The sequence below is a fragment of the Kribbella sp. VKM Ac-2568 genome (genome assembly GCF_004345365.1).
GTDB lineage: Bacteria > Actinomycetota > Actinomycetes > Propionibacteriales > Kribbellaceae > Kribbella > Kribbella orskensis.
This window is the reverse complement of record NZ_SLVF01000004.1, coordinates 268,455-294,379: the sequence shown is the minus strand read 5'-3', so window position 1 is coordinate 294,379 and position 25,925 is coordinate 268,455. Positions and strand designations below refer to the sequence as shown.

Here is a 25,925-nt window from a genome sequence, read left to right as displayed (position 1 = left end):
TTACGTTCGCCCCGGACCACCGTCTTCCAGCCGCGAGACCAGCTCCGCCCGAGAGTGGATGCCGAGCTTCGTGTAGACCTTGCGCAGGTGATACTCGACGGTCTTCGGGCTCAGGAACAACCTGGCTGCGGCTCCCCGAATGCTCTGCCCGTCCGCGAGCAGCAACGCGATCTGCCGCTCCTGCGGAGTCAGCTCGTCCGCAGTACTGGGCTCGCGCCGGCGAGCGGTCTCCCCCGTCGCCTTCAGCTCGGCCGCGGCGAGATCGGCCCAGCCCGGAGCACCCAGCTGATCGAACGACTCGACGGCAAGGCGCAGCTGGACCCGGGCATCCACTCGTCGCCGCGCGCGCCGCAACCAGCCTCCGTAGGCCAGGCGGGTCCGCGCCGTCTCGAACACGTCGAGCGTCCTCCCGTGCTCGCCGAGCGCCTCCTCGAACCAAGCATCGTCGTCCTCGATCAACCCGGTCACCCGAGCCGCCCGGGCCAGCGCCCACGGCTGCCCTTTCTCCTTCGCCCGTACTGCGTACGTCCGCGCCGCCGCGGCCGCCTGCTCGTTCCGCCCGAGGCGGAGGTACACCTCGACAAGCTCCGGCGCGGGTGACAGATCCGGATCCAGCACCCCCAGCGTCGAAAGCAACTCCACCAGCCGTTCGTACTGCGGCAACGCGTCGGCCGGATTACCCCGGCCCAGCTCGAGATCACCGAGCGCGAACAACGACCAGACCACGGCGAGGTGGATCTCCCGCTCGGTGCCGATCCGCGTTGCCTCGGCCGTGAACCCCCGGCACTCCAGCTCACGCCCCCGATGCGCCGCCAGCCACCCCTGCCCGGCCAGGGTGATCGCGAGCTCGGTCGTCTGCCCCGTCTCCCGGGACAGCCGGATGCCTTCGTCGTACGACGCGACCGCGTTCGCCCAGCGGTCGGTCGTCGCATCATCGCGGCCGAGGTGGAACAACAGGCCGGGCAACATCCCCACCGCCACCTGGTCCCGGCGCTCTCCCATGGCCTCCTCGACCAGCGCACGACCTGTCCCGGACTCCCGCAGGAACATCGGGGCCAGCACCATCCAGGTCTGCCGCCGGTCGCGCTCCATCGCCACCGAAGGGGTCAGCGCGATCGCTTCCCGGATCTGGTCGGTCCCCGGACGCCCGGCCAGGATCTTCGCCATTCCACTCGACAGCAACCCGAGGATCCGCGCCGGCGACCGCCCGACCCGATCGAGCCGCTCGTCGATCTCCCCGGCAGCCGTCAACGCGCCGGCCGCATCCCCCAGCCGGAAAGAGGCATTGACCACGTCCGCCGACAACCCGATCATCAGCTCGTCGAGCTTGTCTTCCGCACCCGCGAGTTCGGCGATCGCGGTGAGCAGGATGTCGCGAGCTCTGGCGGGCGATCCGCATTTCACCGCGATGTCCGCCCGCAGCTCGTTCGCCTGGGTGCGCACCAGCAAGGGCGGTTCGAGCTTCAGCGCCTCGGCCAGCAGGCCGTCCGCGCGATCAGCCAGGCCCGCGAACCAGGCTGCCTGTCCCGCCGCGACCAAGCGGAGCGCTCGCGCCTGCACACTCTCAGTCAGGCGCGCTGACCGCTCGAAGGCCGTCGCCGCCACTGCCTGCGCGCCCCGCTCGACCGCATGCCTGCCAGCAACCTCGAGCCCTGCGGCGACTTCGTCGTCAGTGCCGAGCACGGTCTCCGACAGGTGCCAGGCTCGCCGGTCCGCGTCGTGCACGGCTCCTGCCATCGCCCGATGGACCGTACGTCGCTCAGCCGGCTCCGCGCTCGCGTAGATCGCCGAGCGAACCAGTGGATGCCGGAACTCCACCCGTCCGTCCGCGATCGTCACCAGCGACGCCTGCTCGGCTTCACCCAACGCTGCGACCTCAACGCCCAGCTCGTTGCAAGCACGAGCCATAGCGCCCAGGTCACCGTCCTCTACCGAGGCGACCAGCAGCGCGGTCTGCGCTGCTGTACTGAGCCGCTTGGCCCTTGCGGCGAAGGCCTCGGCCAACAGGGCGGGCACTGGCACAGGTACGCCCGGTGGAAGTCGCTGCAATTGCTCAGGGTCGCCGGCAAGCTCCAGCAACGCCAGCGGATTGCCCGCCACCGTGCGGTGCAGCGCGGCCACCAGATCGACCGGCAGACCGGCTAACAGCCGATGCGCCGCTTCCAACCCGACTCCGCCGACCCGGAGTTGCGGCAGGTCGGCTTCCGCCAACGGATGCGACTCGCCTTCCCGGGCTGCGATGACCAGCGCGATCGGATCCGCGACCAGCCGCCGGGCCGCGAACAACAGGGCTTCGGCCGACGGTCGATCCAGCAGATGCGCATCGTCCACCAGGACCGCCACCGGCTTCACCTCGGCGTAGCGGCAGATCAGACTCAACGTGGCTGCCCCCACCGCGAACCGGTCCACCCCCAACCGCCCGACCTCCCCCGCGCTCTCGGCCGGAGTACTGAGGGCCAGGGCCGCCGCGAGGGCTTCGCGTTGCGGCGCTGGAATGCGGCCGAGGTCGGCAAGGGCAGGGCGGAGCAGTTGGAGCAGGCCGCCGAAGGGGATCTCGCGCTCGGCCTCAGTCCCCCGGGCCCGGAGGACACGCAGGCCCACGGCGAGTGCCGCTGCCTCGTCGACGAGAGCGGTTTTGCCGATTCCCGGTTCCCCGGTGATCAGCAGCACCCCGCTGGTACCCACCCGCGCCCCCGCGACCAGCCCTTCGATCACCCGCCGTTCGGCGTCCCGCCCGATCAGCATGTCTGGCAGTACACCATCTCTTGACCAGGTGGGTCACCTGATGCGACCGGTCAGTCCGCAGTCCTACGGTCACGAACAGCTAAGCAACCCTGGGAGGGGACCTGAAATGACTACCGTTGCAGTGGACACCGACAAACTGATGGCTTTCGTCGGCCAGGCCGTGGGAGAGGTCGGCGCGACCTTGAACGCCGGACTGGTGGTGATGGGCGACAAGCTCGGCTACTACCGCGCACTCGCGGGCGCCGGCCCGACCACGCCGGCCGAACTGGCCGAGCGGACCGGCACCAGCGAGCACTACGCCCGCGAGTGGCTGAACGCGCAGGCCGCCGGCGGTTTCGTCGAGTACGACCCGGCGACCGCCACCTACGTCCTGCCGCCCGAGCAGGCCGTCGCCCTGACGGACGAGAGCAGCCCGGCGTTCCTGCCCGGGTTCTTCCAGATCGCGCTCGGCACCGTCGACCACACCAACCAGACGATCGAGGCGGCCCGCAGCGGCGCCGGGATCGGCTGGCATGAGCACAACTCCGACGTGCACCTCGGCTGCGAGCGGTTCTTCCGCCCGGGCTACAACGCGAACCTGGTGGCGGGCTGGCTTCCCGCGCTGGAAGGCGTCGTGCAGAAACTGCAGGATGGGGTCCGCGTCGCGGACATCGGCTGCGGCCACGGCTCCTCGACGATCCTGATGGCCCAGGCCTTCCCGCGCTCGACCTTCACCGGTTCGGACTACCACCCGGAGTCGATCGAGACCGCCCGCCGGCGCGCGGAGGAAGCCGGTGTCGCGGATCGCGTCAGCTTCGAGGTCGCCCCGGCGACGGCATACAGCGGCTCGGGGTTCGAACTGGTGACGACCTTCGACGCCCTGCACGATATGGGTGACCCGGTCGGCGCCGCCCGGCACGTCCGCGAGTCGCTCACCCCCGACGGCACCTGGATGGTGGTCGAACCGATGGCCGGCGACAAGGTCGAGGACAACCTGAACCCGGTCGGCCGCGCCTACTACGGCTTCTCGACGCTGCTGTGTACTCCGGGTTCGCTGTCCCAGGACGTCGGCCTCGCGCTCGGCACCCAGGCCGGTCCCGCGCGGATCCGCGACGTCACCAAGGCAGCCGGCTTCTCCCGGTTCCGCACGGCCGCCGAGACGCCGTTCAACCTGGTGTTCGAAGCACGGCCCTGAGACAGTCGATCGGAGGGGTGGGGGGCGACTCGGATGACTGACGAACGACCGGCGCGGACGGCCGATCAGGCGGGCACGATCGAGCGCGATGGCGTGACGATCGCCTACCAGGTGTACGGCGACGACGGGCCGACGGTGGTCCTGCTGCCGACCTGGTCGATCGTGCCGTCCCGCGTCTGGAAGGCCCAGGTTCCTTACCTCGCTCGCCATTTCCGGGTCGTCACCTTCGACGGCCGGGGCTCGGGGGCCTCGGCCAAACCCGTCGGTGCGACCGCCTACGCCGATGCCGAGTACGTCGCGGACACCCTGGCCGTCCTGGACGCCACCGGTACTGCGAACTGCGTGCTGGTGGGATTTTCGCGGGGGTGTCCGTGGGCCCTGCAGACCGCGTCCGACCAGCCCGGCCGGGTTCTCGGGGTGGTCTGCATCGGCGCGGCGGCCGGGATGGTCCCGGCGCGGGCGGAGCAGGAACGCGAGGCCTGGAACGCGCGGTATCCCACCCACGACGGCTCGGCGAAGTACAACCGTCACTACTGGCTGGAAGGCGGCTACGAGGACTTCCTGCGGTACTTCTTCGAGAACATGTTCCGCGAGCCGCACTCCAGCAAGCAGCTCGAGGACTGCATCGAGTGGGGCCGGCAGATCGGCCCGGAACGACTTGTCGACACGGAGGCCGCCCGCCACGCCAGGCAGGCCGGGGTGCTGCCTGACGTACGGTGCCCGGTGCTGGTGGTCCATGGCGACAGCGACGCGATCCGGGCTTACGCGGAAGGTGTTCAGCTCGCCGGGCTCACCGGCGGCTCACTCGTCACGATCGCGGGCGGCGGGCACGGCCCGCCCGCCCGCGAACCGGTGAAGGTGAACCACCTGCTCAAGGAGTTCGTGGACCAGGTCGCACCCCGCCCGGTACGCCGTACTTGGGTGCGGGCCGCGAACCGGCCGCGGCGGGCGCTCTACCTGTCGTCGCCGATCGGGCTCGGGCACGCGAAGCGGGACCTGGCGATCGCGCGGGAGTTGCGGCAGCACCACCCGGCCCTGGAGATCGACTGGCTCGCGCAGCATCCGGTCACCCGGGTGCTCGAAGACGCCGGCGAGAGCGTGCATCCGGCCTCGGCCTGGTTGTGTAACGAGTCGGAACACATCGAGTTCGAGGCCGACGAGCACGATCTGCACGCGTTCCAGGCGATCCGGCGGATGGACGAGATCCTGGTCAACAACTTCATGGTCTTCAACGATGTGGTGGACGCGCAGTACTACGACCTGGTGATCGGCGACGAGGCCTGGGAGGTGGACCACTTCCTGCACGAGAACCCGGAACTGAAGAGGTTCGCCTACGCCTGGCTGACGGACTTCGTCGGCTGGCTGCCGATGCCGGACGGCGGCTCCCGCGAGGCCCGGCTGACCGCGGAGTACAACGCGGAGATGCTCGAACAACGCGCCCGCTACGCCCGGCTCCGCGACCGGTCGATCTTCGTCGGCGACCCGGACGATATCGTCGACGCCAGCTTCGGTCCCGGACTGCCGACTATTCGCGACTGGACCGAGCAGAACTTCGATTTCGCGGGCTACGTGACCGGCTTCGATCCGGCCGAGACCGCAGACCGCGCGGCTCTTCGAGAGCGCCTCGGCTATGCCCGGGACGAACTGCTCTGCGTCGTGACGGTCGGCGGGTCGGGGGTTGGTTCTTCCTTGCTCCGCAGGGTTCTCGACGCCGTTCCGCTGGCTCGACGGCTGGTCCCCGACCTGCAGTTCGTGATCGTGACCGGTCCTCGTATCGATCCGGCGTCCCTGCCGTCGCTGCCGGGGGTGACCGTGCACGGGTATCTGGCAAACCTGCATCATCACCTCGCGGCGGCCGACCTCGCGATCACCCAGGGCGGCCTCACCACCTGCATGGAACTGACCGCCCAGCGAGTGCCGTTCATCTACGTGCCGCTGCGCCATCACTTCGAGCAGAACTTCCACGTCCGAGCCCGCCTCGACCGCTACGAGGCCGGGCACCACCTCTCCTACGAGGAAGCCTCCGACCCGGACGCATTTGCCGGAGCCATCGCCAAACAACTCACCTCCACGCCCACCTTCCGCCCGGTCGCCACCACCGGCGCCACCCGAGCCGCCTCCCTCCTAGCCCCACTCCTCTGACCGCCACGCTCTTCCCGAGGAGGTCTCGTGGTTGACAAACACTTCACCGTTTGGTGAAGTTTTTCTCGTGCTGACCATCACCTTCGCCGCGCTGGCCGATCCGACCCGGCTGGCGATCGTGACCCGGTTGAGCCGGGGCGAGGCGACGATGGGGGAACTGGCCGCACCGCACCAGGTGACCGCGCCGGCGATGACGAAACACGTCGGCGTGCTCGTCGACGCGGGGGTCGTCACCCGCCGCAAGGTTGGCCGCACGGTGGTGTGCACCCTGCGGCCGGACGCGCTGACCGAAGTACAGGCCTGGCTCGGCGACCTCACGGCGTACTGGAACAGCACCATCGACCGGCTGGAAGACCTCTTGCAAGGGAGCAAGGATGAGCACTGACGTCCGGATCGAACGGATGCTGACGGCAACTATCGAGCGGGTATACGCGGCGTGGACCGAGCCCGGCCTGCTGACTCGGTGGTACTGCCCGAACCCCACGCTGGACCTGACCGTCGAGGCAGACGTCCGGGTCGGCGGCGAGTACCTGGTCAAGATGGGCCCGTACGTCGTCCGGGGTCGCTACACGGAGGTGGACCCGCCGAGTCTCCTCGCGTTCACCTGGCAGTGGGACCACGAGGACGGGCCGTCCGAGGTCCGCGTCGAGCTCACCGAGGTGGACGCCGGCACCCGCCTCCTCCTCACCCAGACCGGTCTGACCCCCGAAGACGCCACCGGCCACCTCCAGGGCTGGGAACTCCAACTCCCCCGCCTCGCCGACCTCCTCGCCCCCTGACCCACCTGCACGGCGTACCGGAGTACGGGCGGTCGCCTGTACGGCGCACCGGGGTGCGGGCGGTCGCCTGCACGGCGCACCGGGGTGCGGGCGGTCGCGCAGCCGTCGGGCGGGCGCCGAGTAGGGCAAAGGTAGAGCCCCGGGCGGCGACCCGGGGCTCGGAATGGATGGATGGGCGGCGGAATCAGCTGCCGGACTTGCGCCGGAACTGGCGCTTCTGCTTGTCGTTGTGCGCCTCGCCGACACCTTCGTGCCGCGGCCCGCTACCGGGGTGCGACTCGTGATGCGCGTTCTTCTTGGCGAGCGCCTCGCGGAACTTCTTCTGCAGTTCGTCCTGCGCCGGCTCGCTGGGCTTGTCGCTCATACCGTCTCCTTCACAAACCGTCAGGCGTATGGGCTTAGCTAACCAATTGTGAACGCCCCACCGCCAGCCATTAACCCGGGGTGTCCGATCCGCCCCTCCCAGCCGCCACCTGGCCACTCGCCTCGACCATCTCAGTCTGAGAAAAACCTCTGAGCCACCGGAGTGACGGCTGTTAACGTCGCTGAGGCGGCAGGCGACGGCGATGGACGGGCGGAGGGGATGTGCGGTGGTGATCAGCACTGAGGCGGTGATCGGGATCGCGCTGGTCGAGCTCGGGCTGGTGGTGATTCCCGGGCCGAACATGATCTACCTGGTGTCGCGGTCGGTGGCGCAGGGACGACGGGCCGGGTTGACCTCGCTCGCGGGGGTCGGCGTCGGGTTCCTCGTGTATTTGCTGGCGGCAACCGCGGGCCTGGCGACGCTGTTCGCCCTGGTGCCGGAGATCTACGTCACGCTCAAGCTGGCCGGCGCGGCGTACCTGCTCTGGCTGGCCTGGAACGCACTCCGGCCGGGAGGCAGCTCCGCGTTCACGCCGAACGAGCTCGAGCCCGACCGTCCGCGGAAGCTGTTCGGGATGGGCCTGCTGACCTGCCTGCTCAATCCGAAGATCGCGATCCTCTACATCTCCCTGCTGCCTCAGTTCGTAGACCCGTCCCGCGGCCATGTCGGCACCCAGAGCCTGCTCCTCGGACTCACCCAGCTGGCCGTCGGCGTCCTGGTGAACGCCGTCTTCGTGATCACCGCCGGCTCGGTCGCCCTCTTCTTCAGCCGCAAGCCCCTCTGGATGCGAGTCCACCGTTATCTAACTGGTACCGCGCTCGCCGTCTTCGCCGTCCGCCTCGCCACCGACCAGGCCCGCCCCGCTACGCCCTGACCGGCTTCCGACTCGCGCGATTCGGCAGGGCCCGGACGCCCACCACTCACCAACCGTTCGACTTCCGCCACGCTTCGCATCCACCGAGCCGGGATCCCTTGTATATCAAGCGTTTGACGCCCCTTGGTGTGTGATGCGCGCCCCCTTGGCCGTTTGGTACTCACCAGTACATTTACTTCTACGGCCCCCGGCCCCAAAGGCACCAGGCGCGACAACCCCACTCGAGAGCGGCAGTCGCCCACCCGCCACCGCACCACCCCGTCCGATGCGCCGTACCCACCGCACCCCGCGGTACCCCCTGACAGGTCAGGGTGTCGGGTGAGCCCCACTCCCCTGCCCCGGCACCCTGGCCGCTCCACCATCCCTCGCACCGCCCCAGCTAGTTAACTGGGGCGGTGCGAAGCCGGATCGAGTGGGAGATCGAGCACGGAATCGGGGCCGGATGGCACACCGGGGCGCAGGTTTACGCCTCGGTGGGCGGGACGCCCTGGGTTGATGTCGCGCTTGGCGAGGCGCAGCCCGGAGTACCGATGGCGCGAGAGACCATCGTCGAGTGGGCGTCCGCCACCAAGCCGATCACGTGTGTCGCGTTGGCGGTTCTTTGGGAGCGCGGGGCCCTGGACATTGATGATCCGGTGCACCATCACCTGCCTGAGTTCGCGGCGTCGGGCAAGGAGCGGGTGAGCGTCAAGCATCTGCTGACTCACACTGCTGGACTGACTACGAGCATCACCAAGCAGGCGTCTGCAGCTGAGCTGGTTGCTGACATCTGTGCTTCGCCACTGCGGCCCGACTGGGTGCCTGGGCAACGATGTGGTTACAACTCGATTGCGATGTGGATCGTCGCTGAGCTCGTGACTCGCCTCGATGGACGCCCTTTCGACCAGTTCGTTCGCGAGGAGATCTTCGAGGTTGCCGGCCTGGACGACTGCTGGCTCGCGATGGCGCCCGAGATCTACGAGCGGAACCAGGCCCGCATCGCGCGCATCCCCGGGATCGCCCGCTCCGGTACGGCGTACTGGGTGACCTGGGGACGTCCCACCGGCGGCATCCACGGACCGATCAGCCAGCTCGGCCGCTTCTACGAGTCCCTCGGGTGCATCCTGTCGCCGGACACGCTCCGGGAGATGACCTCGCACCACCTCACCGACGTGTACGACGAGGTGCTGGACGCGCGGCTGGATCGTGGACTCGGCTTCGTGCTGGGATCAGCCGCTCCGCAGTACGGCTTCGGTGATCGCGCCTCGTCCGGCACCTACGGTCATGGCGGGCAAACCTGGAGCACCGCCTTCGCCGACCCGGCCCGCGACCTGGTTGTCGCCGTCTACTTGAACGGCGCAGCGACCGCCGCTATCCACGCCGACCGCCTACCGCGCCTCCTGAACGCCCTGTACGCCGACCTCGCCGACCTCGACGACCTCGACGGCTGAGGTGACGAACACGAACTCCAGGCCAGGCCGGTCAGGAGCATCGCGGACCTCGTCAACCGCGAAACCGGCGGCGGCCAGGGATTGCTCCAGTTCCTCGCGAGTGCGGAAGCGGAGGGTCGAGTCCGAGGTGAGCGTCGCACCGTCGGACTCGAAGTAATAGGTCCCGCGGAAGGTGACGAGCGAGCCGCTCACGTCCAGCAGATCAGTCCAGTTCCTGACCACGCCTACGCCCGGGATATCGGCCTCGTTGTACGTCTGCTCGCGATTCCACCCCAGCCACGCCTTGCGCTCGGGATCCCTTGTCTCGAAGACGAACCGCCCACCCGGAGCCAGCGCCCGCCGTACCCCACCCAACGTCGCCGCCCAATCCTCATCCGTCACGAACACCTGAGCCACGTTCCCCGTCATCACTGCCAGATCCACCTGCAGCTCCGGCAATGACGTGGCGTCGCCCACAACCCATCGCACCCGCTCCGCCCCAGGCTTCCTCCGCGCCAGCTCCAACGAGGCACGTGCTGGATCCACCCCGACGACCTCAACCCCACGCGACGCCAGCAAACACGCGAACGTCCCCGTCCCGCACCCCACATCCAGCACCTGCCGGGCGCCGAATTCTTCGATCATCGCGGCATAGGCCTCGAGATCAGGCCGCTCGGCTTCCAGCGAGTCATAAATCCCCACCAACCGCGGCACCGCAAACAACGCATCAGGCATCCCCCGACCCTAGACATCGCCCCACCCACGCCGCGACCGAATTCCCCAACCGTCCCGGTCCGGCGCGCGGGGACCAGGGTCCGACTGCTCGGGATCTCTCAAGGTCTGGCCGCTCGGGATCTCTCAGGGCCCGGCCGCTCGGGATCTCTCGACGTCCGGGAGCTTGGGGATCTCTCAGCTCGCGGTGAGCGGATAGCGGGTCCCGACGACGCTCGGGGCGAAGCCGGCTGGGCTGAAGGCGTCGGCAAGTGCGGCGGCGGCCCGCCAGCCGGTGCAGTGACCAGGCGCGACGATCCGCGGCGCGACCAACTCCGCGAGGTCCCGCACCGTGGGACCGATGCGATCCTCGACGGCGGCTCCGGCCAGGTGGTACCCGCCCAGCAAGAGATCGACCGGCTGCTCCGGGAACAGCCGGCGCGCCTCGAGGCCGACATTGACGATTCCCGCATGCGAGCACGCGGAGAACACGGTCGTACCGCGGCCGCGGACGGACGCCGCGAGGAAGCGTTCGTCGTGGATCTCCAGGTCCTGGCCTGGCCATCCCGCCAGGTGTGATGCCCCGGCAACCCCGCCTCGTAGCTCGTAGTACGCGGGATATCGCCGCTCCCCACGAAGAGCCCCGCGACCGGGTGCACCTCCGCATGCACCGCGATCTCCCCGCCCGCAGCCACGATCGCCTCGAGCGTGGGCTCTCCCGCCAACATCGCGAACTTCCCAAGAGGAGTCAGCAACCCACGCTGATCCGGCCGATCCGGATGAACATCGACAACAGGTGGCGGCCGTCCCACCCGACTCCGCTCGCCCGCGATGGCGGCAACCACAGTCGGTATCCCACCCGAGTGATCCCAATGCCAATGCGACAGGAACAGCACGTCAATCCCCGCCAGCTCAAGGACCAACCGCTCAGCGTTAGCAAGCCAGACGTCTCCGTAGGGCCCGACATCGAACAACACCGTGGCGCTCTCATCCCCCCGTCGCGCCGTAGCCAGCGCCGAGAACCCATGACAAGCAACGCAAAGATGGTCGAACGTAACCACCATCTCGTGCCCCTCATGCACCCCGATCGACTGGCCCCCGAGCAACCGCACAACCTCCGGCACCTGCGGAATCCCAGCACCGACAGACGACAACGTGTCAGTCGCATTATCAACAACGACCGTGACGGCAAGCTCGTCAAGCTCAACTACCCCAACCGCGGGTGACGACGTCATCCCAACAACATCCCCCGCCCCACCCACCCCACACAAGACCTCATCCCCGGGCGCCCTGCGCCGCGACATCGACATGACGTGCTACCTGCGCGATGCAATTGTCGTTGTCATGGCGCCCACTACAGAGGGCGGCGATGGCCGAGTTGCATTGCCCTGTCATGCCGAGTTGAGTGCGTCGGGTGTCCTCTACGGTAACGCGGTCCGACCCCGACGAATGCTCGCACTCCTTGAAGGTTAGAAGTGGGCTGGCTTCCACTTCCGCCCGGCGATCTTGGGTGCCTCGCTGATGGAGGGCTGGATCGCATGCCAGGTCGCGGCCCATGTCCGGGGTGCGTGCGACAAGGTGTGGCACACGTAGCGAGCGAGCTCCAGCGGAGTGCGATCTTCCCACGGAAAGTCGATGAAGACCTGGTAGTCGTCGCCGATCTGAAGGGCTACCCGGAACACCGCTGCGTTCCGGCGGTCATTGGCGACCCAGCTGGGCACTAGCCTGTAGGCGAGAAGTGCTTGACGATCGACGTCACGCAGGATCAGCCTCCCTGCTGTCCGGTCGGGCGTTTCCCACCCGTGGCTGGAGCCCAGGCGATCGACTTCATTGTCGTAGTCTGCCGCGGGGAAGGTTGCTCCGCGGTTCATGGGGGCTTCGAGGAGCCAGTCCCAGTGGACCAAATCGCCATCTCTCACGATCGTGACGTCGGTTGAACCGCAGCCGTACACGCCGCACTCGCAGCGGGCGATCGGGATCTTGTGGGCCTCGGCGGTGGCCACGAGCAGGTTGTTGGGAACGAGCACGTCGTAGGGATCCATGCCGAGCCCAGCTCCAGCGGCCGTCATCTCGGCGCCGTTGACGTAGACGAGTAGCTGGAATCCACCGCCCGACTCATCGGGCGCTTCGGCGACCTCGAACTGAATCATGTCAGTTCCGAGGCGCCGCGTGGTCCCGCCTCCGCGAGCAATGACGTGACCCTGCCGTAGGGTCCCCGGCTGCGCGATCTTGAGTTCGTCGAGCGTGTTGTCGACCATCTCCTTGAGGTCGAACATGGAGTCCTTAGGCGATGCTCCGCCGAGGTCGCGCAGTGATGGCGAGTCGAGTCCTTCGCTGAGAGCGAGGCAGGCTGCGTCGATCAGATCGGTAGTGCCGTAGCCGGTTTCTGCGTTCCACTGCGCAACCGCATCGAAGAGCCGCTGCTCGGCAGGGACCTGATCCTGGTCGTCGTTCACGACAGCATCATCGGCCAAGAGCCGTCCGGAAGCGCACTGAATTGTGCCGAGGGCTAGGTTGGATCCTCCCGCGACGACACCTGCGAGTGCGGGACTGCCGCTGTCAGCGCGGTCATGCCGATGAGCGCGCGTCGACGTTCTACGCTGCTGTGTGTGGCGAACTTCCTGGCGAAAGAGATGCGCCTCCACATGGCCGAGCCCTTCCCCGACTCCGTGGAGAAGGGCCTGGACTACGGGGAAGTGGATGCCGTCATGATCGGTGCCGACATCTACCGCTGGGCAACCAGGGCCGGTTCGCTCTCCGAACTGGACCGGTCTCGCTTGTTGCAGGCCGCCGACGAACTCCAGCGCTCCATCCAGGCAGTTCCGCCAGACGCGCAGCCGTACTACGAGCGCATCCTCCGGATCGCCCGCCTGGCACTCGCCGTCTGACCGAACGCACGCTCATGCCGCCATCCGCGTCACCTTGCCCGGGAGCGGGCACATACGAGGGTCGAGAGGAGAATGCCTGGGTGGACACCATCGAGTGGGTTGACGAACCGCACTGGAGCGAGGCCGGCGACGTAGTCATGGCGTCGATCGCGCTGTCCCCACTCATTCGGCCGCCGGCGAAGGATGGCGACCCCCGGCTCACCGTCGAGATCCATGGAGACCGAGCCGACGCTCGCGTCGCGGAGACCTCGGGGGCCCTCAGATCGCTCATCCCACAGCTACCAGTGCTCGCTGCGGACGCCTTGAGCGCGGCGCCGCCAGGTTGGCATCGCAGCTATCCTCACGCGGACCTTTGGCTAGACGGCATCGAGTTCCATGCGGACGGCCGAGTGCGTCTGCTGTACGACTTCGGTGACCTGGACCTGCTCGTTCTTGAATTGCACGGCAACGGCGCCAAAGACGTTTCGATCGAGCCCTAGCACCGGGGTCGCCGCTCGCTCATGGCGCGAACCGCGCGCTCAAATGCCGATGTGCGCTCGCCTCCGCAGCCGACTTGGGCCGGACACCTAGGTGTTGATCACGGTCTCCCGAATGGGCGGGCCAGATCGATCCAGACGTGACCCTGAGATGACGAGCAATGTTCCGTCATCTGCAAACGCGTACTCCTGGGCGGTCGCGGACCAGTCGCTCCGGAGAATTGGTCGGCGAACCAGCTTGTCGAACCAGTTAGCAGCGCGAACTACCTGCTCTGAGATCGTGCCGCCGAACGTGGATGGGGGCACTCGCGGGTCGTCGCGTTGCAAGTCGAATAACTGACTGTGGAGGCTTCCGACTGTCGTCACCACACCGTTGTAGTAGGCCCCTACCGTCAGCATCACGCAGTTGTCCGCGCTGAGATCCACCCAAGCTAAACACCGTCCATCCGCGGACTCGACATCCATGCCCGCGTACCAATCATCAGGCGCCGTCGATGGGATCCACCCGTGCCGCTTCATCTGAGCCCGAAGCAACACGACGTAATTGGACTCAGACTCCGTGAGAGACGGAGGGCAGTCATCAGCGTCGTTGGTCGGCATGGGCAACAGACCTCCCCTTGGTTGAGGCGCTCACGCGAGTCGGCGCATGGATCAGACCCACCGAACGACGTTCTTGACCCTACGCGCAAGGCGGTCCCGCCAAGTAGCGTCCTTGCGCCACGCGACCCTCGCGATCGAGCGACGATCGAGTGACCCGCGACCCTCCGGTCCATCTGCCGGTTCGAGGTGTTCACAAGCGATGAGCCACCCGACGGACAGCACTGTCACGCCGAGTGTTTGAGCAGCATCCAGCTGGCTCACCCATTTTCTGCCGAGACCTCCGATGGCGCATTCGACCAGCCACGCATGACCCGCGGATACCTGCGCTTCTTCGCGTCGACCAATACGCACCTCGCTTCGACTGACACTCGCCACCAACAGTGTGGTCCATGGACACCAACATGCGCCCCGTAAACGTCCGGATCTGCCGCTCTGCGCGCGAGGCCCGGTCTTGATCAGAGGATTAGAAGCAGGTCAACTATTGACCCTCGAAGTGACTGGCCGCCAGTTCACGCTGCCCAGACAATGGTGTTGTGGCCGCGCACACCAGCGAACAAGAGGGCATCTCGACGCGCCCGGCGGCCGAGCCGGGCCTTAGATTGATAAGTGACGAGGACGAGATCATGCACCTCGTTTGTTGTCGTGACACCACTTGGGCTGTCGCGTTGTGCGGCGAGCCGAGCGACCACATCAACCTCGCCGGAACGGTGGTCTGCACGATGTGTGTCGATGTGGCTGAACAGCTCAGACCGGGTTGTCTGTCCCAGGATCCGCTTATCTGCCCCAAAGACGGGAAGCCTTGTCCCGACGAGCACGAGATCGACCTTCGGATACTCCACGAAGTGACGCAATAGCTACTCTCCGCGATGGCGACACATGCCTTGCTCGGCGAGCGCATATGCCGCTGATCGCGCGGTCGTGCCGAAATCCGGTTGTTGTCTGTGGACCCAGGTCAGGCTGGAGCGATCGTACGGATCATCACGCAGTTCTTCTGTCCCTTCGACCGCTGGTAGGTGAAACCGGCCTCCTCATACATCCTGCGGGTGCCGTTGTAGAGGAAGGAGGACGACATCTTCTTGCCTTCGGGCTGCTTCGACATGTCGTGCGGGTATCCCTCGACCACCCCGCCACCCGCCTGGGAGATCAGGTCCAGAGCTCCTCGGAGCGCCAGCGCCGCGACGCCGCCGCGCCGTAGCGTCGGTCCACGAAGATGCAGGTGATCCGGTAGTCGGGCGCCGTAACGAGTCCCGCCTCGTACTCCTGCCGATGTTTCATGTTGGGCAGCCCTCCCGGTGGCCCGTACTCCGCCCAGGCCACCGCCTCGTCGCCGTCGAAGACCAGCGCGGCGTGTGCACGCCCGTCCTCGACCAGCTGGCACTTTCAGATCACGATTGCTCTCGTAGGTGCGGTCCTTGTCCTTGTCCTTGTCGCGGGACAGCGTGTGGAACCACGTGCACCAGCACCCGCCGAACACGCCGTTGTGCCGCTCGACAAGGTCGGAGAAGGCACGCCAGGTGTCGGACGCGAGCGGCCGGATGGCGAGGTCGTCCGTCGAGCGATCGGCAGGCATGTGGACAGCCTAGAACGCATTGCGGACGATTTTCGTCCGGTGATCCGGCGACGGCTCGCAACCCTCGGGGCAACGTCCGCATCTGCCGCATTGCGCGCGCTCGCAGACGCACGCTTCTGCCGCAGATGGGTCCGTCGATGGTCAGGCGTGCTGGATCGTAGGTGTGCCTGTGTTCGGTGTCGGTTTCCCGGAGTTCCTCGCCTTCGTTGCTCTGGTTGCGCTCCTGGTGTGGATGCTCGCCCGATGCAAGACTCGCTGACCATCCGGTCATGCCGCTGGTGGTGGGCGGTTCTACCGATGCCCGGTCTCCCGCGGAAGCTCACCGGCTGGTGGTCCGAGACGAGGCGCCGCTTCAAGCTGGCCGGGACAGGATGCTCCGGGCTCGCTTGAGCGGCTCGTCGGTGCCCAGCTCGTCGCGAGCCGCGGAGCTCGTCGAGTACAGCCAAACCATCTCCTGGAACGGCAGCGGCGGCAGGTGACGCCGGGGCAGCGCGATGGCATCGTCGCGGACGAGACCACGGCGTCCTAGGAGGGGCGGCAGGTGGTGGACCGGCACGACGGGGCGGGTGGTTTCGATGATGAAGTCCGTCCGGGTCGTGACCAAGCCGCGGACATCCTCCCAGTCGACGAAGACCTCCGACCCGGCGTAGAGCTGGTGGATGCCTTCGGGAGTCAGGGTCACGGTGCCGTCGCCGGCCCGTCCGGTCAACCGGCACCAGCCGAGATAGGCCATGAGCAGCCCGCTACCCACAAAGAATGCAGCGGCGTAGTAGTTGGACGAACCGATCTCCCACAGCCCCATGAGCACGATCAGCCCGATGATCAGCCCGCCCATGGCCTGAGTGGTCCAGTGGCCGCGCCACGGATGAACGGCCAGCCCCGACCTTCCCCGTGCCGTGCCGAGCGTGACGACCACGTCCGGCGGGCGGCGTCTCGCCCCCAGCGCGAGGGACACCGCCATCAGGCCGAACAGGGAGAGGATGCCGGCGCCGAGAACGCTGTCACTCACAGGTTCCGCCCTTCGGCTCACGTGCCTGCGCCTACCTTCGCTGTCGCGAAGGTGCCCCAACCCCGCTCCGGAGGAAACATCCGGTCATGCCGCCGAGAGGGAAGCGCGACCATGCCGATGTGAGGACGTCCGCTCATCCGGGGGATGCCAGCGATTCCTCGGACATGCCGGCGTGCCGTTGTCGGCGGCGAGGCGCTCGGCCAACCCGACGATCATCACGTCTGGCGAGACGAGCGAGCGTCAGGCTGCGCTGGTCAGCCGGCGACGACTGTCGCTTCGACGGCCTGCGTCAACGAACTTCAGACGCGGGACACTCATCCGGGTTTCTCAGCCTGTACGCCGCCGGCCCGCGCCGGAAAGCAGGTCGGACCACGGATCACCGGTCTCCGGCGGTTCGCTCCAACCGGGTGTGCTCCAGTGCGGCCACCCGCGGGTGTGGTCCCGAAGCCGACCGCACAACCCGGCGGGTGGTTCGAACCCGATCCCCAGCCCGGCGCAGACGTCGTGTCCGTGCAGGATCAGCTCGAGCGCGCCACGGGCCGCGAAGTCGGCGGCGGGCCGGGTCTCGACCTGTGGCCGCCGCCAGATCACCGCACGCGCCTCGGGCTCTGCCATGGCGATCACGGCCGACAGGATCCGGGACACGGTCGCGAGCGCCTCGACCAGGTCGCCGGGACGCGGATCCGCACCCATCGTTAACTCGCCCCAGCCCCAGTCCGGATAGCCGTCCTGCTTGCGCGAGGCCAGGAACACCGCCACCGCGAGCACCGCGTCGACCGTGTGGTCGGCGGTCTTGGCACAGGACCATCTCAGCGTGCCGGCCGGTGCGGTCCAGTCGCGGTCGAGGCCGGTACGCCAGGACGACCCGACGAGGCCGGCCACCTCGTCCAGGTCGTCGCGCGTGAACGGTTCGGTCACGAGCGGAGATCGTACTGGTGTCGGTGCGGTGGGACAGACTGTGCTCATATTGCTCACCGATCTCGTCGAGACGTCGGCCGCGGTGGCGGCGACCCGCTCGCGGCGTACCAAGGCCGACCTGATCGCGGCGCTGCTGTCCCGGACGGCGACCCCGGACGAGACCCAGATCGTGGTCAGCTACCTGTCCGGCGAGCTGCGGCAGCGCCGCACGGGTCCGGTGGCGGTCGCTGATGGAGGTGCCGGACCCGGCCGCGGAGCCGTCCCTGGACGTGACCGAGGTGGGCACGGCCTTCGCGGAGGTGGCCGAGATCTCGGGCACCGGTTCGCAGGCCAGGCGCCGGGCAGTGATGGACGGGCTGTTCGGCCGGGCGACGGCGGACGAGCAGCGGTTCCTGCGGTTCCTGGTCGGGGGCGAGACGCACGGATCTGCCGCGATGCGCGCACTCATGCCGAGTTGAGGAGATGCCAAAGGTTCACCGGTTGTACGGGTCTTCAACCATTCCAACGTGGGGCGACAGGCTGGCGTCGACCTCGCTGTTGACGCTGCCGCGACGCATCACCCAGCGCTCCCAGGTATCGGTGAGATCATCGTCGAAGACATACATCACGCCATACGATCCAGGCGCGATCCTCGCGACTGATCGGAACAAGTCGATGACTGCCTCAGCCCTATGGTTGTGGGAACCTGCCAACCACAGGTGGAGGCTGCCGTTGGCATGACGCAGGTCTGCCGTCTCATTGACGACGCCCCGCCCCTTGGCGCTGGCGACGGCTTGCGCAACCCGAGCCTCGACACCGCGCTGACGCCCATCTGCCTCCGCGTCCTCCTCCGCTTCTGAACTCGCGACGATGGTCGCCCATCCGTGCCACTCGAACATGTGACAGAGGTTCTCATGATCCGCGACCCCGGCGTACCGTGTGTGACGCCATCCAGGTGGCGATGGCCAAATCCCAGTGCGCGGTCATGTCGTGTCGAGTGTGTTCGGCGGTAGCGTTCGACAAGTGCCGCCAACTGTCGACGTGTACATCCTGGTCAGAACCAATGAGAGAGCTGCCGTGCTCTCGCGCTTCGTCGACCGATACGTCAACGGCGGTGACCCTCGTTTCGACGCCTTCCTCCGTACGTTCGTCTCTCAGAACCCCGCTCCAGGAGACGATGGGGCTCTCGCGGACCTTCGCCGCGATGAGTCCGCAGTCGCGGCCTTCTCGCTGTACCTGCGAGCCAAGGCATACGAGGGAGCCATCATCACCATCACCGAGGAGGGCGATCTCGTCCTCGGCCTGAGTCTTGATGATCCGGAGACTCACCCGAGACGTTGCAGCAGGCTGCGGCCCTGATGGCGTCTCTCAGAACGGAGTTCGGCGCCGACGGCGCGGTAGCCGGTGTCGAGTTGGCGCCTCCCCAGGCCGCGTCCGAGTGGTCCAACAGTGAGTTGGTTCTCCTGCGAGATGGCAACGTCTAACGTCCGCACGGACGGCGATCCAGGCGCGTGGTTGGCCTTGAGGCTTCTTCGGGTCAGACGTTGAAGCGGAATTCCACCCCGTCGCGTCGTCGATCAACCTCAGCCTGCAAGGTCACGCCAGGCTCAAGCAGGCGAGATGGCCTGGCTCACCTGAAGTGCCCCGCCCCGCCCGACGAACGGATGGTCGCGCAGCAACTCGGCCGCGGCAGCCAGGTCGTCGGCCTCGAGGATCGAGTAGCCCCCGGCCGGACCGTCGGCGACGCCGTCCGCGACACCCTCGCTCGACACGACAGCAGAGCTGCCGAGCGGGGCACCGGGATCAACCAGGGCGGAGCCGACCTGGTTGACCCAGGCTATGAACGCGGCCATCGCCTGCTCCTGCTCCTCCGCGTTCCGAGGGGCACCGGCACCGTGGTAGGTCACAAGGAATTTCGCCATAACGACGACGCTACGGGCGTTCACGGGCGATCTGAATGTCCTGTAGGACAAGCAATATGTCCGATCGTCCACGCCTTGTTTTACGGTTGCACTGTGAGCCGAATCAGCCCTCTGTCAGACGACCTTGCCGAGGTGCTCAAGGCCATCAACGTCCGGAGCACGATCCTTTGTCGCTCGCACTTCACCGCCCCGTGGGGCTTCCGCGTCGACGGCTCGGATCTCGCCAAGTTCCACATCGTGCTCGACGGCGCGGCGTGGCTGGACCTCGAGAGTCCGGCCGAGTCCCATCGGCTCGAGGCCGGCGTCATTGTCGTACTTCCGCGCGGTACCGGTCACGTCGTGCGCGATGACCCGCGCACGCCGGTGCGCCTCCTCGACGCGATCCTCACGGATCACCCACCCGACTCTGCGGGGCGCCTGACGTACGGCGGTGAAGGCGCGAGCACGACCGTGCTGTGCGGTGCGTTCGAAGGCGCCCTCCTGCCCGACGACATGACCGACCTCCTGCCGCGGATTCTCGTGCTCGACCAGGACGGAAACAGCCGGGTGACCCGCTGGCTGCAGCCGATCGCCGACCTGTTGGCGTCGGACAGCACCGCCCCGGGCGACGCCGCGGTTCTGGCGAAGGTTGCCGACGTGTTCCTCACCGAGTTCCTCCGGCAATACCTGGCGCAGCAGGAGGCTGCCCTGGTGCATCTGCCGGCCCAGGAGGGCGAGGGCGCGCCGATCGCTGCCGCCCTGCGACTCATGCGACGCGATCCTCGGGCGCGATGGACGGTCGAGGGCCTCGCGAGACAGGTCGGCATGTCCCGTACGGCGTTCGCCATGCAGTTCCGCGATTCCGTCGGTGAGCCACCTCTCAGCTACCTGACCCGCGTCCGGCTCAGTCAGGGCGCCGGCTACCTGGCGACGACCTCACGCACCATCGGCGCCATCGCGAGGGACGTCGGCTACGACAACGAGTCGTCGTTCTCGAAGGCGTTCAAGCGGATATACAGGTGCTCACCCGGCGCCTTCCGGACCGAGTGGTCCGCGTGACGCGGATCAAACATTGAACCTGAATTCGACTACGTCGCCGTCGGACATGATGTAGTCCTTGCCTTCCATGCGGACTTTGCCGGCGGCTTTGGCGGCGGCCATGGAGCCGGCTTCGACGAGGTCGTCGTAGGAGACGATCTCGGCCTTGATGAAGCCGCGCTGGAAGTCGGTGTGGATGACGCCGGCTGCCTCGGGGGCGGTCGCGCCCTTGCGGATGGTCCAGGCGCGGGATTCCTTGGGGCCGGCGGTCAGGTACGTCTGCAGGCCGAGGGTCTCGAAGCCGACACGCGCGAGCACGTCCAGGCCGGGCTCGTCGACGCCCATCTCGGCGAGCATCTCGCGGGCCTCGTCCTCGTCGCCGAGCTCGACCAGCTCGGCCTCGAACTTGGCGTCCAGGAAGATCGCCTCGGCCGGCGCGACCAGGTCCCGCATCTGCTGCTTCAGCGGCTCGTCGGCGAGCTCGTCCGCGTCGCAGTTGAAGACGAACAGGTACGGCTTGGCCGTCATCAGCATCAGTTCGCGGATCGCGTCCCGGTCGACCGAGGTCGCGATGATCGGCGTACCGGCCTCGAGGTGCTTCTGCGCCTCCCGCACGGCCTCCAGCACGACGGCGCTCTCCTTCTTCAGGCGCGCCTCCTTCTCCAGCCGCGGGATCGCCTTCTCGACGGTCTGCAGGTCGGCCAGGATCAGCTCGGTCTGGATCGTGGAGATGTCGTCTGCGGGCGAGACCTTGCCGTCGACGTGGGTGACGTCGTCGTCGCGGAACACCCTGGTGACCTGGCAGATCGCGTCGGACTCGCGGATGTGGCTGAGGAACTTGTTGCCCAGCCCCTCACCCTCGGAGGCGCCGCGCACGATGCCGGCGATGTCGACGAACTGCACGGTCGCGGGCAGTTGCTTGGCCGATCCGAAGATCTCGGCGAGCTTGCCCAGCCGCGCGTCCGGCACGCCGACCACTCCGACGTTGGGCTCGATCGTCGCGAACGGGTAGTTCGCCGCGAGCACGTTGTTCTTGGTCAGCGCGTTGAAGAGCGTGGACTTGCCCGCATTGGGGAGCCCGACGATTCCGATGGTGAGTGCCACGGGGGTCAAGGGTACGCGGCCCAACCCGCCCGACCCCAATCCGAGCACCCCAACCCCCGTACTGCGAACCCGCCGCCCCGGTACTGCGAACCGCCCGCGGGCCCAGCGAACCGCCCACCCAGTACGACGAACAACCCGAGCCCGGGCACTACGCAGTACAGGAGGTCCAGCGGCAGGTCAGATCACGAAGGACTCGAGTTCCGCGCCGTACCAGCGGTCCGTCCGGCCGAGCGGGTGCATCCCCAGCCGGCGGCAGACCGCGAGCGACGGGTGGTTGTCCGGGCGGACCACCGCGTAGATCTCGCCGAGCCCGCCCCGGAAGCCGTGCGCGATCGCCGCCCGCGCGGACTCCGTCGCCAGCCCGCGCCCCCACGCGTCCGGGTGGAAGTGCCAGCCCACCTCGACCTCGCCCTTTCCCCTCCCGTCGGCCGGTTCGGGCAACGGCACCAGGAGCACCGTCCCCGCCACGATTCCGGTGGACTTCTCCTCGACCGCCCACACGCCGTACAGCGGGTCCTTGTTGCGCTCGTTCCAGCGTTCGATCACGCGGGACGCGGCGTCGCGGTCGCTCATCACCTTCGGGTCGGCGCCGAGCCAGCGCGACACCTCCCAGCGACGGTAGATGTCGAACACCCGGTCCCCGTCGGCCTCAGCCCAGTCGCGCACCACCAGCCGGTCGGTCTGGAAGACCACTTTGGGATCCATGACGCGCTCCCTCACCCATCGCCCTGAGCCAAGAGGTCTACCCAGCGCGGGCCACCCGCCGCAAGCGAACCGGCCAAGCTGTGACCGCACGGAAAGCTAAGGTCCTGCCATGAGTGGGCAGGCGTCACGCATCGTGTTCGGATGCGTGCAGTTGCTGCGGTTCGGCGGCCTGCAACTGGTGTCCTGCCTCTTCCCGGCCGCCCTGTTCGCCGGGCTCGCGGTCTCGAAGTACGTCGACCTCCCGATCGCCCGGTACGACGCTCTGCTGGTCTACTGCCTGCTCCTCACCTTCGGGTTCTGGGTGGTCCGGCTCGAGACGTGGCGCGAGATCGCGGTGATCTTCGGGTTCCACCTGGTGGGGCTCGCGCTCGAACTCTTCAAGGTCCAGGTGGGCTCCTGGCAGTACCCGGGCGACGCTGTGACGAAGTTCGCCGGAGTGCCGCTATTCGCGGGGTTCATGTACGCCGCGGTCGGCAGCTACATCTGCCAGGCGTGGCGGCGGTTCGACCTGCGGGTGAGCGGATACCGGCCGCTGCTGACCACTGTGCTCGCGGTACCGATCTACGCGAACTTCTAGACCCACCACTGGATCGTGGACCTGCGGATCCCGGTCGCGCTACTGCTGCTCGTCGTACTGCGGCGCACGTGGGTGTTCTACACCGTCGGCGTACGGCGGTACCGGATGCCGCTGGCACTGTCGTTCCTGCTGATCGGGTTCTTCCTCTGGATCGCGGTGAACGCGGGCACGTTCCTGGACGCGTGGAACTACCCCGACCAGGTGGACGTCTGGCGGCTCGTCCACCCGGCGAAGTTCGGCGCGTGGGCGTTGCTGGTGAGCATGAGCTTCGTCCTCGTCGCCAGCGTGAAGTCCTTGGAGGGCAGGCTTTACCACCGCGGCACCCTCGCCACAGTCGCGACTCCGAAGGCGACCGAGATCTCCCCGCAACACAGCAACGCCAACCAGGTCAGGACTCCGGGCGTCTCCTAAGTGGGGCTCCTGAGCGGGGAGCGACTGGGGAACTATCCGCCTGATCGAGGGAGCGTCATGTCCCGAAAGCTTGCTGCCGTCATCGCGACCAGCACCGCCGCGGTCCTGGTGTTCGGCTCGCTGATCGCCTTGGCCGTGGGACGTTCGAACCCGCCGCAGCCGACTGTCGCGTCCAACGTCACGCCGATGTCGCCCACCCCGACTCCCACGCCCACGGGGGGCGATACCGGGCCTGGCAAAGGCGGCGCCGATCCTGACAAGAGCCCTGGTACGCCGGTCGGCAACCCGACCGCGGCCGCTGCCGCAGGCAACAAAAAGGTGCTCTTCTTCAGCTTCGACGACGGGCCCGACCCGGTCTGGACGCCGAGGATCCTGCAGGTGCTGGCGAAGCACGGCGCCCACGCGACCTTCTTCGAGCTCGGCAAGATGCAGGCCGAGCACCCCGGACTACGTGAGCAGATCCTTGCCGCAGGCAACACCATCGGCAGCCACTCGATCACGCACCCGCAGCTGACCGCGATCCCGGCGGCGAAACGGCACCACGAGATCTTCGACGGCCCGACGTCCAAGTGCTTCCGCCCGCCGTACGGCGCGTCGAACCCGAAGGTGCGCGCCGACATCAAAGCGGCCGGCATGGTCCAGGTGCTCTGGGACGTCGACCCACGCGACTGGGCCCGCCCCGGCACCCAGGCGATCGTGAACAACATCCTCCACCACGCCCACCGCCGCAACATCATCCTGATGCACGATGGCGGCGGCGAACGCAGCCAAACGGTAGCGGCCCTGGACAAGGTCCTCCGCATCCTCAAGTCCCAGGGCTACACCTTCCCAGCGATGAACTGCTGAGAGTTCGCGTGCGGCCGCCAGCGCCCCGGAGTACAGACTGTCAGTGGGGAACTCAGCTGCCGGTCGGGCTGGAGCCGTCCTTGGTGGAGTTCTCTTCCTCGCCCTCTGAAACCAGCCCCATCGCCCCACCGAGCGCCGCGGCGGTACCGACGATCAGCAGCACGATCGCGATGCCCTCCCGGTCGTGCCGCCGGGCATCGCATTCCGTCGCCGCCGGACCAGGGCGCAGATCATCAGCGCGGTTGAGACTCGAGCCGCACGACACACTCCCGACGTTGATAGGACCGAACCCAGCCCCTGCGCCGACCACCATCATCAGCGCTCCGACCACGGCGAGTGCCTTGAACATGTCCCCAGCTCCTTGACGTCCTACCTCGCTCGCAAGCTAGTCGACTCCACCTCGCCCCGACACCCCATCCGGCGCGCCCACACCGGACCGTGACCAGAAATTGTCGGTGGGGTCTGCCACTGTCTGTGACATGACCGGTACGACGGTGTTGTTGCTGCTCGTTTTCCTCCTGGTCGGGCTGTTGCTCGGCGCGGTGTTCGGCGTGCTCTGGTCCCGCGGAAAGGATGGGGCGCAGCTGGCCCGGATCACAGCTGAGCGGGATGCTGCCGAGGACCGGGTGGTCGAGCTGACCCAGGAGCGGCAGTCCGTCGGTCAGCAGATGTCGGGGCAGGCGGTCGTGAAGGAAGCCCTCGACCGGTTGCACGCCGAGCTGAGTCAACTGGAGAAGGGTCGCGCCGCGTGGCAGAGCCAACTGCACCAGCAGGTGAACGAGGTGCGGATGAGTGGCGAGGCGCTGCGCCGGGAGACCGCGTCGCTGTCCACCGCGTTGCGGAAACCGCAGGTGCGTGGCCGCTGGGGTGAGCTCCACCTGCGCCGTACGGTCGAGCTGGCAGGCATGGTGGCGCACTGCGACTTCACCGAGCAGACGACCACCACGACCGACGACGGGATGCTGCGGCCCGACATGGTGGTGAGGCTTGCCGAGGGCAAGAATCTGGTCGTCGACTCGAAGGTCCCGCTCGCCGCCTTCCTCGAAGCCGCCGAGAGTGAGGACGCCGACTTCCGCGAGGAGCGACTGCGAGCTCATGCGCGGCATCTGCGCACGCACGTCGATCAACTTTCCGCGAAGGCCTACTGGTCGCGGCTGCCGTCGACACCCGAGTTCGTCATCCTGTTCGTGCCTGGCGAGTCGTTCCTCTCGGCCGCGCTGGACGTCGAGCCCTCCTTACTCGAGTACGCCGCCGAGCGCCGGGTGATCCTCGCGACGCCGACCACCCTGATCGCGACGTTGCGCGCAGCCGCCTACGCCTGGAACCAGTCCGCGTTGACCGAATCAGCCCAACAGGTCTTCGAACTCGGCCGCGAACTCTATGAACGCCTCAGCACGATGGGCGACCACCTCGGCCGAGTCGGCCGGTCCCTCACCTCAGCAGTCGACGCCTACAACAGCACCGTCGGCTCCTTCGAACGCCGAGTCTTCACCAGCGCCCGCAAACTCCGCGACCTCCACGTAACCGAAGCCGAACTAGCCGCCATAGAAACCATCGAAGCCTCAGTCCGCCCCCTGACAGCCCCCGAACTCCTCCCCCTGGACGACCCCACACCTCCCACCCACCGCTGGATCCCCCTAATCGACAAAACCCACCGCGACCCGCCATCCCTCCCCGGCATAGACACCCAAACCGGCTAACACCC

At 67.6% G+C, this 25,925-nt stretch carries 27 protein-coding genes and 2 pseudogenes; 14 read left to right on the top strand and 15 right to left on the bottom strand.

The window, feature by feature from the left end:
• On the bottom strand, positions 1 to 2,745 hold the full coding sequence (locus EV648_RS12650; protein ID WP_132289563.1) for an AAA family ATPase: 2,745 nt from the start codon (positions 2,743 to 2,745) through the stop codon (positions 1 to 3).
• Between the two features lie 106 nt (positions 2,746 to 2,851).
• Between EV648_RS12650 and EV648_RS12645 the strand changes: the two genes are divergently transcribed.
• The 4 genes from EV648_RS12645 to EV648_RS12630 all read left to right on the top strand — a co-directional run bounded on the left by EV648_RS12645 (position 2,852) and on the right by EV648_RS12630 (position 6,840).
• On the top strand, positions 2,852 to 3,919 hold the full coding sequence (locus EV648_RS12645) for a class I SAM-dependent methyltransferase (RefSeq protein WP_132289560.1): 1,068 nt from the start codon (positions 2,852 to 2,854) through the stop codon (positions 3,917 to 3,919).
• Between the two features lie 33 nt (positions 3,920 to 3,952).
• Positions 3,953 to 6,061 carry an alpha/beta hydrolase gene (locus EV648_RS12640; RefSeq protein WP_132289557.1) on the top strand — a complete coding sequence of 703 codons (2,109 nt, stop codon included), beginning with the start codon at positions 3,953 to 3,955 and terminating at the stop codon, positions 6,059 to 6,061.
• A gap of 67 nt (positions 6,062 to 6,128) precedes the next feature.
• Positions 6,129 to 6,446, top strand: a complete 318-nt coding sequence (locus EV648_RS12635) for a helix-turn-helix transcriptional regulator (RefSeq protein ID WP_132289554.1) — start codon at positions 6,129 to 6,131, stop codon at positions 6,444 to 6,446.
• Positions 6,436 to 6,840, top strand: coding sequence for an SRPBCC domain-containing protein (locus EV648_RS12630; protein ID WP_132289551.1), 405 nt, complete (start codon positions 6,436 to 6,438; stop codon positions 6,838 to 6,840). The genes EV648_RS12635 and EV648_RS12630 overlap by 11 nt, the downstream gene beginning before the upstream one ends.
• Before the next feature lie 184 nt (positions 6,841 to 7,024).
• Here the strand turns inward: EV648_RS12630 and EV648_RS12625 are convergent, their stop codons facing one another.
• The gene (locus EV648_RS12625) at positions 7,025 to 7,204 is read right to left on the bottom strand and encodes a DUF5302 domain-containing protein (RefSeq protein WP_132193375.1); all 180 of its coding nucleotides are present in this window, start codon (positions 7,202 to 7,204) and stop codon (positions 7,025 to 7,027) included.
• 229 nt (positions 7,205 to 7,433) lie between these two features.
• Between EV648_RS12625 and EV648_RS12620 the strand changes: the two genes are divergently transcribed.
• The gene (locus EV648_RS12620) at positions 7,434 to 8,078 is read left to right on the top strand and encodes a LysE family translocator (protein WP_132289548.1); all 645 of its coding nucleotides are present in this window, start codon (positions 7,434 to 7,436) and stop codon (positions 8,076 to 8,078) included.
• A 395-nt stretch (positions 8,079 to 8,473) separates the two neighbouring features.
• Complete coding sequence (locus EV648_RS12615) at positions 8,474 to 9,508, top strand: serine hydrolase (protein ID WP_132289545.1); 1,035 nt, start codon at positions 8,474 to 8,476, stop codon at positions 9,506 to 9,508.
• Here the strand turns inward: EV648_RS12615 and EV648_RS12610 are convergent.
• The 4 genes and pseudogenes from EV648_RS12610 to EV648_RS12600 all read right to left on the bottom strand — a co-directional run bounded on the left by EV648_RS12610 (position 9,446) and on the right by EV648_RS12600 (position 12,654).
• Entirely contained in the window at positions 9,446 to 10,222 is a 777-nt protein-coding gene (locus tag EV648_RS12610; protein WP_132289542.1) for a bifunctional 2-polyprenyl-6-hydroxyphenol methylase/3-demethylubiquinol 3-O-methyltransferase UbiG, read from the bottom strand. The two genes, EV648_RS12615 and EV648_RS12610, sit on opposite strands and share 63 nt — an antisense overlap.
• 174 nt (positions 10,223 to 10,396) lie before the next feature.
• Entirely contained in the window at positions 10,397 to 10,690 is a 294-nt protein-coding gene (locus EV648_RS44030; protein ID WP_241995084.1) for a hypothetical protein, read from the bottom strand.
• A 353-nt stretch (positions 10,691 to 11,043) separates the two neighbouring features.
• Positions 11,044 to 11,262, bottom strand: a pseudogene (locus tag EV648_RS45180) (MBL fold metallo-hydrolase); the annotation flags it as partial.
• 405 nt (positions 11,263 to 11,667) lie between these two features.
• On the bottom strand, positions 11,668 to 12,654 hold the full coding sequence (locus tag EV648_RS12600) for a hypothetical protein (RefSeq protein WP_132289537.1): 987 nt from the start codon (positions 12,652 to 12,654) through the stop codon (positions 11,668 to 11,670).
• 153 nt (positions 12,655 to 12,807) lie between these two features.
• Between EV648_RS12600 and EV648_RS12595 the strand changes: the two genes are divergently transcribed.
• Entirely contained in the window at positions 12,808 to 13,086 is a 279-nt protein-coding gene (locus tag EV648_RS12595; RefSeq protein ID WP_132289534.1) for a hypothetical protein, read from the top strand.
• Between the two features lie 80 nt (positions 13,087 to 13,166).
• A complete protein-coding gene (locus tag EV648_RS12590) occupies positions 13,167 to 13,565 on the top strand; it encodes a hypothetical protein (RefSeq protein WP_132289531.1) in 399 nt (132 codons plus the stop codon).
• A 1,106-nt stretch (positions 13,566 to 14,671) separates the two neighbouring features.
• Here EV648_RS12590 and EV648_RS12585 read toward each other — a convergent pair.
• The 4 genes from EV648_RS12585 to EV648_RS12570 all read right to left on the bottom strand — a co-directional run bounded on the left by EV648_RS12585 (position 14,672) and on the right by EV648_RS12570 (position 17,659).
• Positions 14,672 to 15,001: a hypothetical protein gene (locus EV648_RS12585; RefSeq protein ID WP_132289528.1), complete on the bottom strand. Its 330-nt coding sequence runs from the start codon at positions 14,999 to 15,001 to the stop codon at positions 14,672 to 14,674.
• 113 nt (positions 15,002 to 15,114) lie between these two features.
• A complete protein-coding gene (locus EV648_RS12580; RefSeq protein ID WP_199234567.1) occupies positions 15,115 to 15,732 on the bottom strand; it encodes a GNAT family N-acetyltransferase in 618 nt (205 codons plus the stop codon).
• A gap of 352 nt (positions 15,733 to 16,084) precedes the next feature.
• Positions 16,085 to 16,741, bottom strand: a complete 657-nt coding sequence (locus tag EV648_RS12575; RefSeq protein WP_132289525.1) for a hypothetical protein — start codon at positions 16,739 to 16,741, stop codon at positions 16,085 to 16,087.
• 327 nt (positions 16,742 to 17,068) lie between these two features.
• Complete coding sequence (locus EV648_RS12570) at positions 17,069 to 17,659, bottom strand: maleylpyruvate isomerase N-terminal domain-containing protein (protein WP_132289522.1); 591 nt, start codon at positions 17,657 to 17,659, stop codon at positions 17,069 to 17,071.
• A 230-nt stretch (positions 17,660 to 17,889) separates the two neighbouring features.
• On the opposite strand from EV648_RS12570, the gene EV648_RS12565 reads away from it, so the two are divergent.
• Complete coding sequence (locus EV648_RS12565; RefSeq protein WP_132289519.1) at positions 17,890 to 18,117, top strand: hypothetical protein; 228 nt, start codon at positions 17,890 to 17,892, stop codon at positions 18,115 to 18,117.
• Positions 18,118 to 18,132: 15 nt separating this feature from the next.
• Here the strand turns inward: EV648_RS12565 and EV648_RS12560 are convergent, their stop codons facing one another.
• Positions 18,133 to 18,537: an Imm7 family immunity protein gene (locus EV648_RS12560; RefSeq protein WP_132289516.1), complete on the bottom strand. Its 405-nt coding sequence runs from the start codon at positions 18,535 to 18,537 to the stop codon at positions 18,133 to 18,135.
• A 124-nt stretch (positions 18,538 to 18,661) separates the two neighbouring features.
• Between EV648_RS12560 and EV648_RS12555 the strand changes: the two genes are divergently transcribed.
• Positions 18,662 to 18,997 carry a hypothetical protein gene (locus EV648_RS12555; RefSeq protein ID WP_132289514.1) on the top strand — a complete coding sequence of 112 codons (336 nt, stop codon included), beginning with the start codon at positions 18,662 to 18,664 and terminating at the stop codon, positions 18,995 to 18,997.
• 248 nt (positions 18,998 to 19,245) lie between these two features.
• Here the strand turns inward: EV648_RS12555 and EV648_RS42570 are convergent, their stop codons facing one another.
• Complete coding sequence (locus tag EV648_RS42570) at positions 19,246 to 19,560, bottom strand: YciI family protein (protein WP_158293978.1); 315 nt, start codon at positions 19,558 to 19,560, stop codon at positions 19,246 to 19,248.
• Positions 19,561 to 19,653: 93 nt separating this feature from the next.
• Between EV648_RS42570 and EV648_RS12550 the strand changes: the two genes are divergently transcribed.
• Complete coding sequence (locus tag EV648_RS12550) at positions 19,654 to 20,598, top strand: AraC family transcriptional regulator (protein WP_158293977.1); 945 nt, start codon at positions 19,654 to 19,656, stop codon at positions 20,596 to 20,598.
• Between the two features lie 6 nt (positions 20,599 to 20,604).
• On the opposite strand, the gene ychF is transcribed toward EV648_RS12550, so the two are convergent.
• The gene (gene ychF / locus EV648_RS12545; RefSeq protein ID WP_132289508.1) at positions 20,605 to 21,681 is read right to left on the bottom strand and encodes a redox-regulated ATPase YchF; all 1,077 of its coding nucleotides are present in this window, start codon (positions 21,679 to 21,681) and stop codon (positions 20,605 to 20,607) included.
• Between the two features lie 177 nt (positions 21,682 to 21,858).
• Entirely contained in the window at positions 21,859 to 22,386 is a 528-nt protein-coding gene (locus tag EV648_RS12540) for a GNAT family N-acetyltransferase (protein ID WP_132289505.1), read from the bottom strand.
• 109 nt (positions 22,387 to 22,495) lie between these two features.
• Here EV648_RS12540 and EV648_RS12535 point away from each other — a divergent pair.
• Positions 22,496 to 23,374: pseudogene (locus EV648_RS12535) on the top strand (DUF817 domain-containing protein).
• A 57-nt stretch (positions 23,375 to 23,431) separates the two neighbouring features.
• A complete protein-coding gene (locus EV648_RS12530) occupies positions 23,432 to 24,220 on the top strand; it encodes a polysaccharide deacetylase family protein (protein ID WP_132289502.1) in 789 nt (262 codons plus the stop codon).
• A gap of 52 nt (positions 24,221 to 24,272) precedes the next feature.
• Here EV648_RS12530 and EV648_RS12525 read toward each other — a convergent pair whose 3' ends face one another.
• On the bottom strand, positions 24,273 to 24,569 hold the full coding sequence (locus EV648_RS12525) for a hypothetical protein (RefSeq protein ID WP_132289499.1): 297 nt from the start codon (positions 24,567 to 24,569) through the stop codon (positions 24,273 to 24,275).
• A 130-nt stretch (positions 24,570 to 24,699) separates the two neighbouring features.
• Here EV648_RS12525 and EV648_RS12520 point away from each other — a divergent pair, with 130 nt between their 5' ends.
• Positions 24,700 to 25,920 carry a DNA recombination protein RmuC gene (locus EV648_RS12520; RefSeq protein ID WP_132289496.1) on the top strand — a complete coding sequence of 407 codons (1,221 nt, stop codon included), beginning with the start codon at positions 24,700 to 24,702 and terminating at the stop codon, positions 25,918 to 25,920.
• Positions 25,921 to 25,925: the final 5 nt, after the last annotated feature.

Excerpts from the sequence above, each read along its gene's own strand:
- EV648_RS12560 (WP_132289516.1), bottom strand. The coding sequence starts at position 18,537 with ATGTTCGAGTGGCACGGATGGGCGACCATCGTCGCGAGTTCAGAAGCG.
- EV648_RS12640 (WP_132289557.1), top strand. The coding sequence starts at position 3,953 with ATGACTGACGAACGACCGGCGCGGACGGCCGATCAGGCGGGCACGATC.
- EV648_RS12630 (WP_132289551.1), top strand. The coding sequence starts at position 6,436 with ATGAGCACTGACGTCCGGATCGAACGGATGCTGACGGCAACTATCGAG.
- EV648_RS12525 (WP_132289499.1), bottom strand. The coding sequence starts at position 24,569 with ATGTTCAAGGCACTCGCCGTGGTCGGAGCGCTGATGATGGTGGTCGGC.
- EV648_RS12625 (WP_132193375.1), bottom strand. The coding sequence starts at position 7,204 with ATGAGCGACAAGCCCAGCGAGCCGGCGCAGGACGAACTGCAGAAGAAG.
- EV648_RS42570 (WP_158293978.1), bottom strand. The coding sequence starts at position 19,560 with ATGGCGAAATTCCTTGTGACCTACCACGGTGCCGGTGCCCCTCGGAAC.
- EV648_RS12520 (WP_132289496.1), top strand. The coding sequence starts at position 24,700 with ATGACCGGTACGACGGTGTTGTTGCTGCTCGTTTTCCTCCTGGTCGGG.
- EV648_RS12645 (WP_132289560.1), top strand. The coding sequence starts at position 2,852 with ATGACTACCGTTGCAGTGGACACCGACAAACTGATGGCTTTCGTCGGC.
- EV648_RS12565 (WP_132289519.1), top strand. The coding sequence starts at position 17,890 with ATGGAGGTGCCGGACCCGGCCGCGGAGCCGTCCCTGGACGTGACCGAG.
- EV648_RS12580 (WP_199234567.1), bottom strand. The coding sequence starts at position 15,732 with ATGCCTGCCGATCGCTCGACGGACGACCTCGCCATCCGGCCGCTCGCG.
- EV648_RS12540 (WP_132289505.1), bottom strand. The coding sequence starts at position 22,386 with ATGGATCCCAAAGTGGTCTTCCAGACCGACCGGCTGGTGGTGCGCGAC.
- EV648_RS12650 (WP_132289563.1), bottom strand. The coding sequence starts at position 2,745 with ATGCTGATCGGGCGGGACGCCGAACGGCGGGTGATCGAAGGGCTGGTC.
- EV648_RS12610 (WP_132289542.1), bottom strand. The coding sequence starts at position 10,222 with ATGCCTGATGCGTTGTTTGCGGTGCCGCGGTTGGTGGGGATTTATGAC.
- EV648_RS12530 (WP_132289502.1), top strand. The coding sequence starts at position 23,432 with ATGTCCCGAAAGCTTGCTGCCGTCATCGCGACCAGCACCGCCGCGGTC.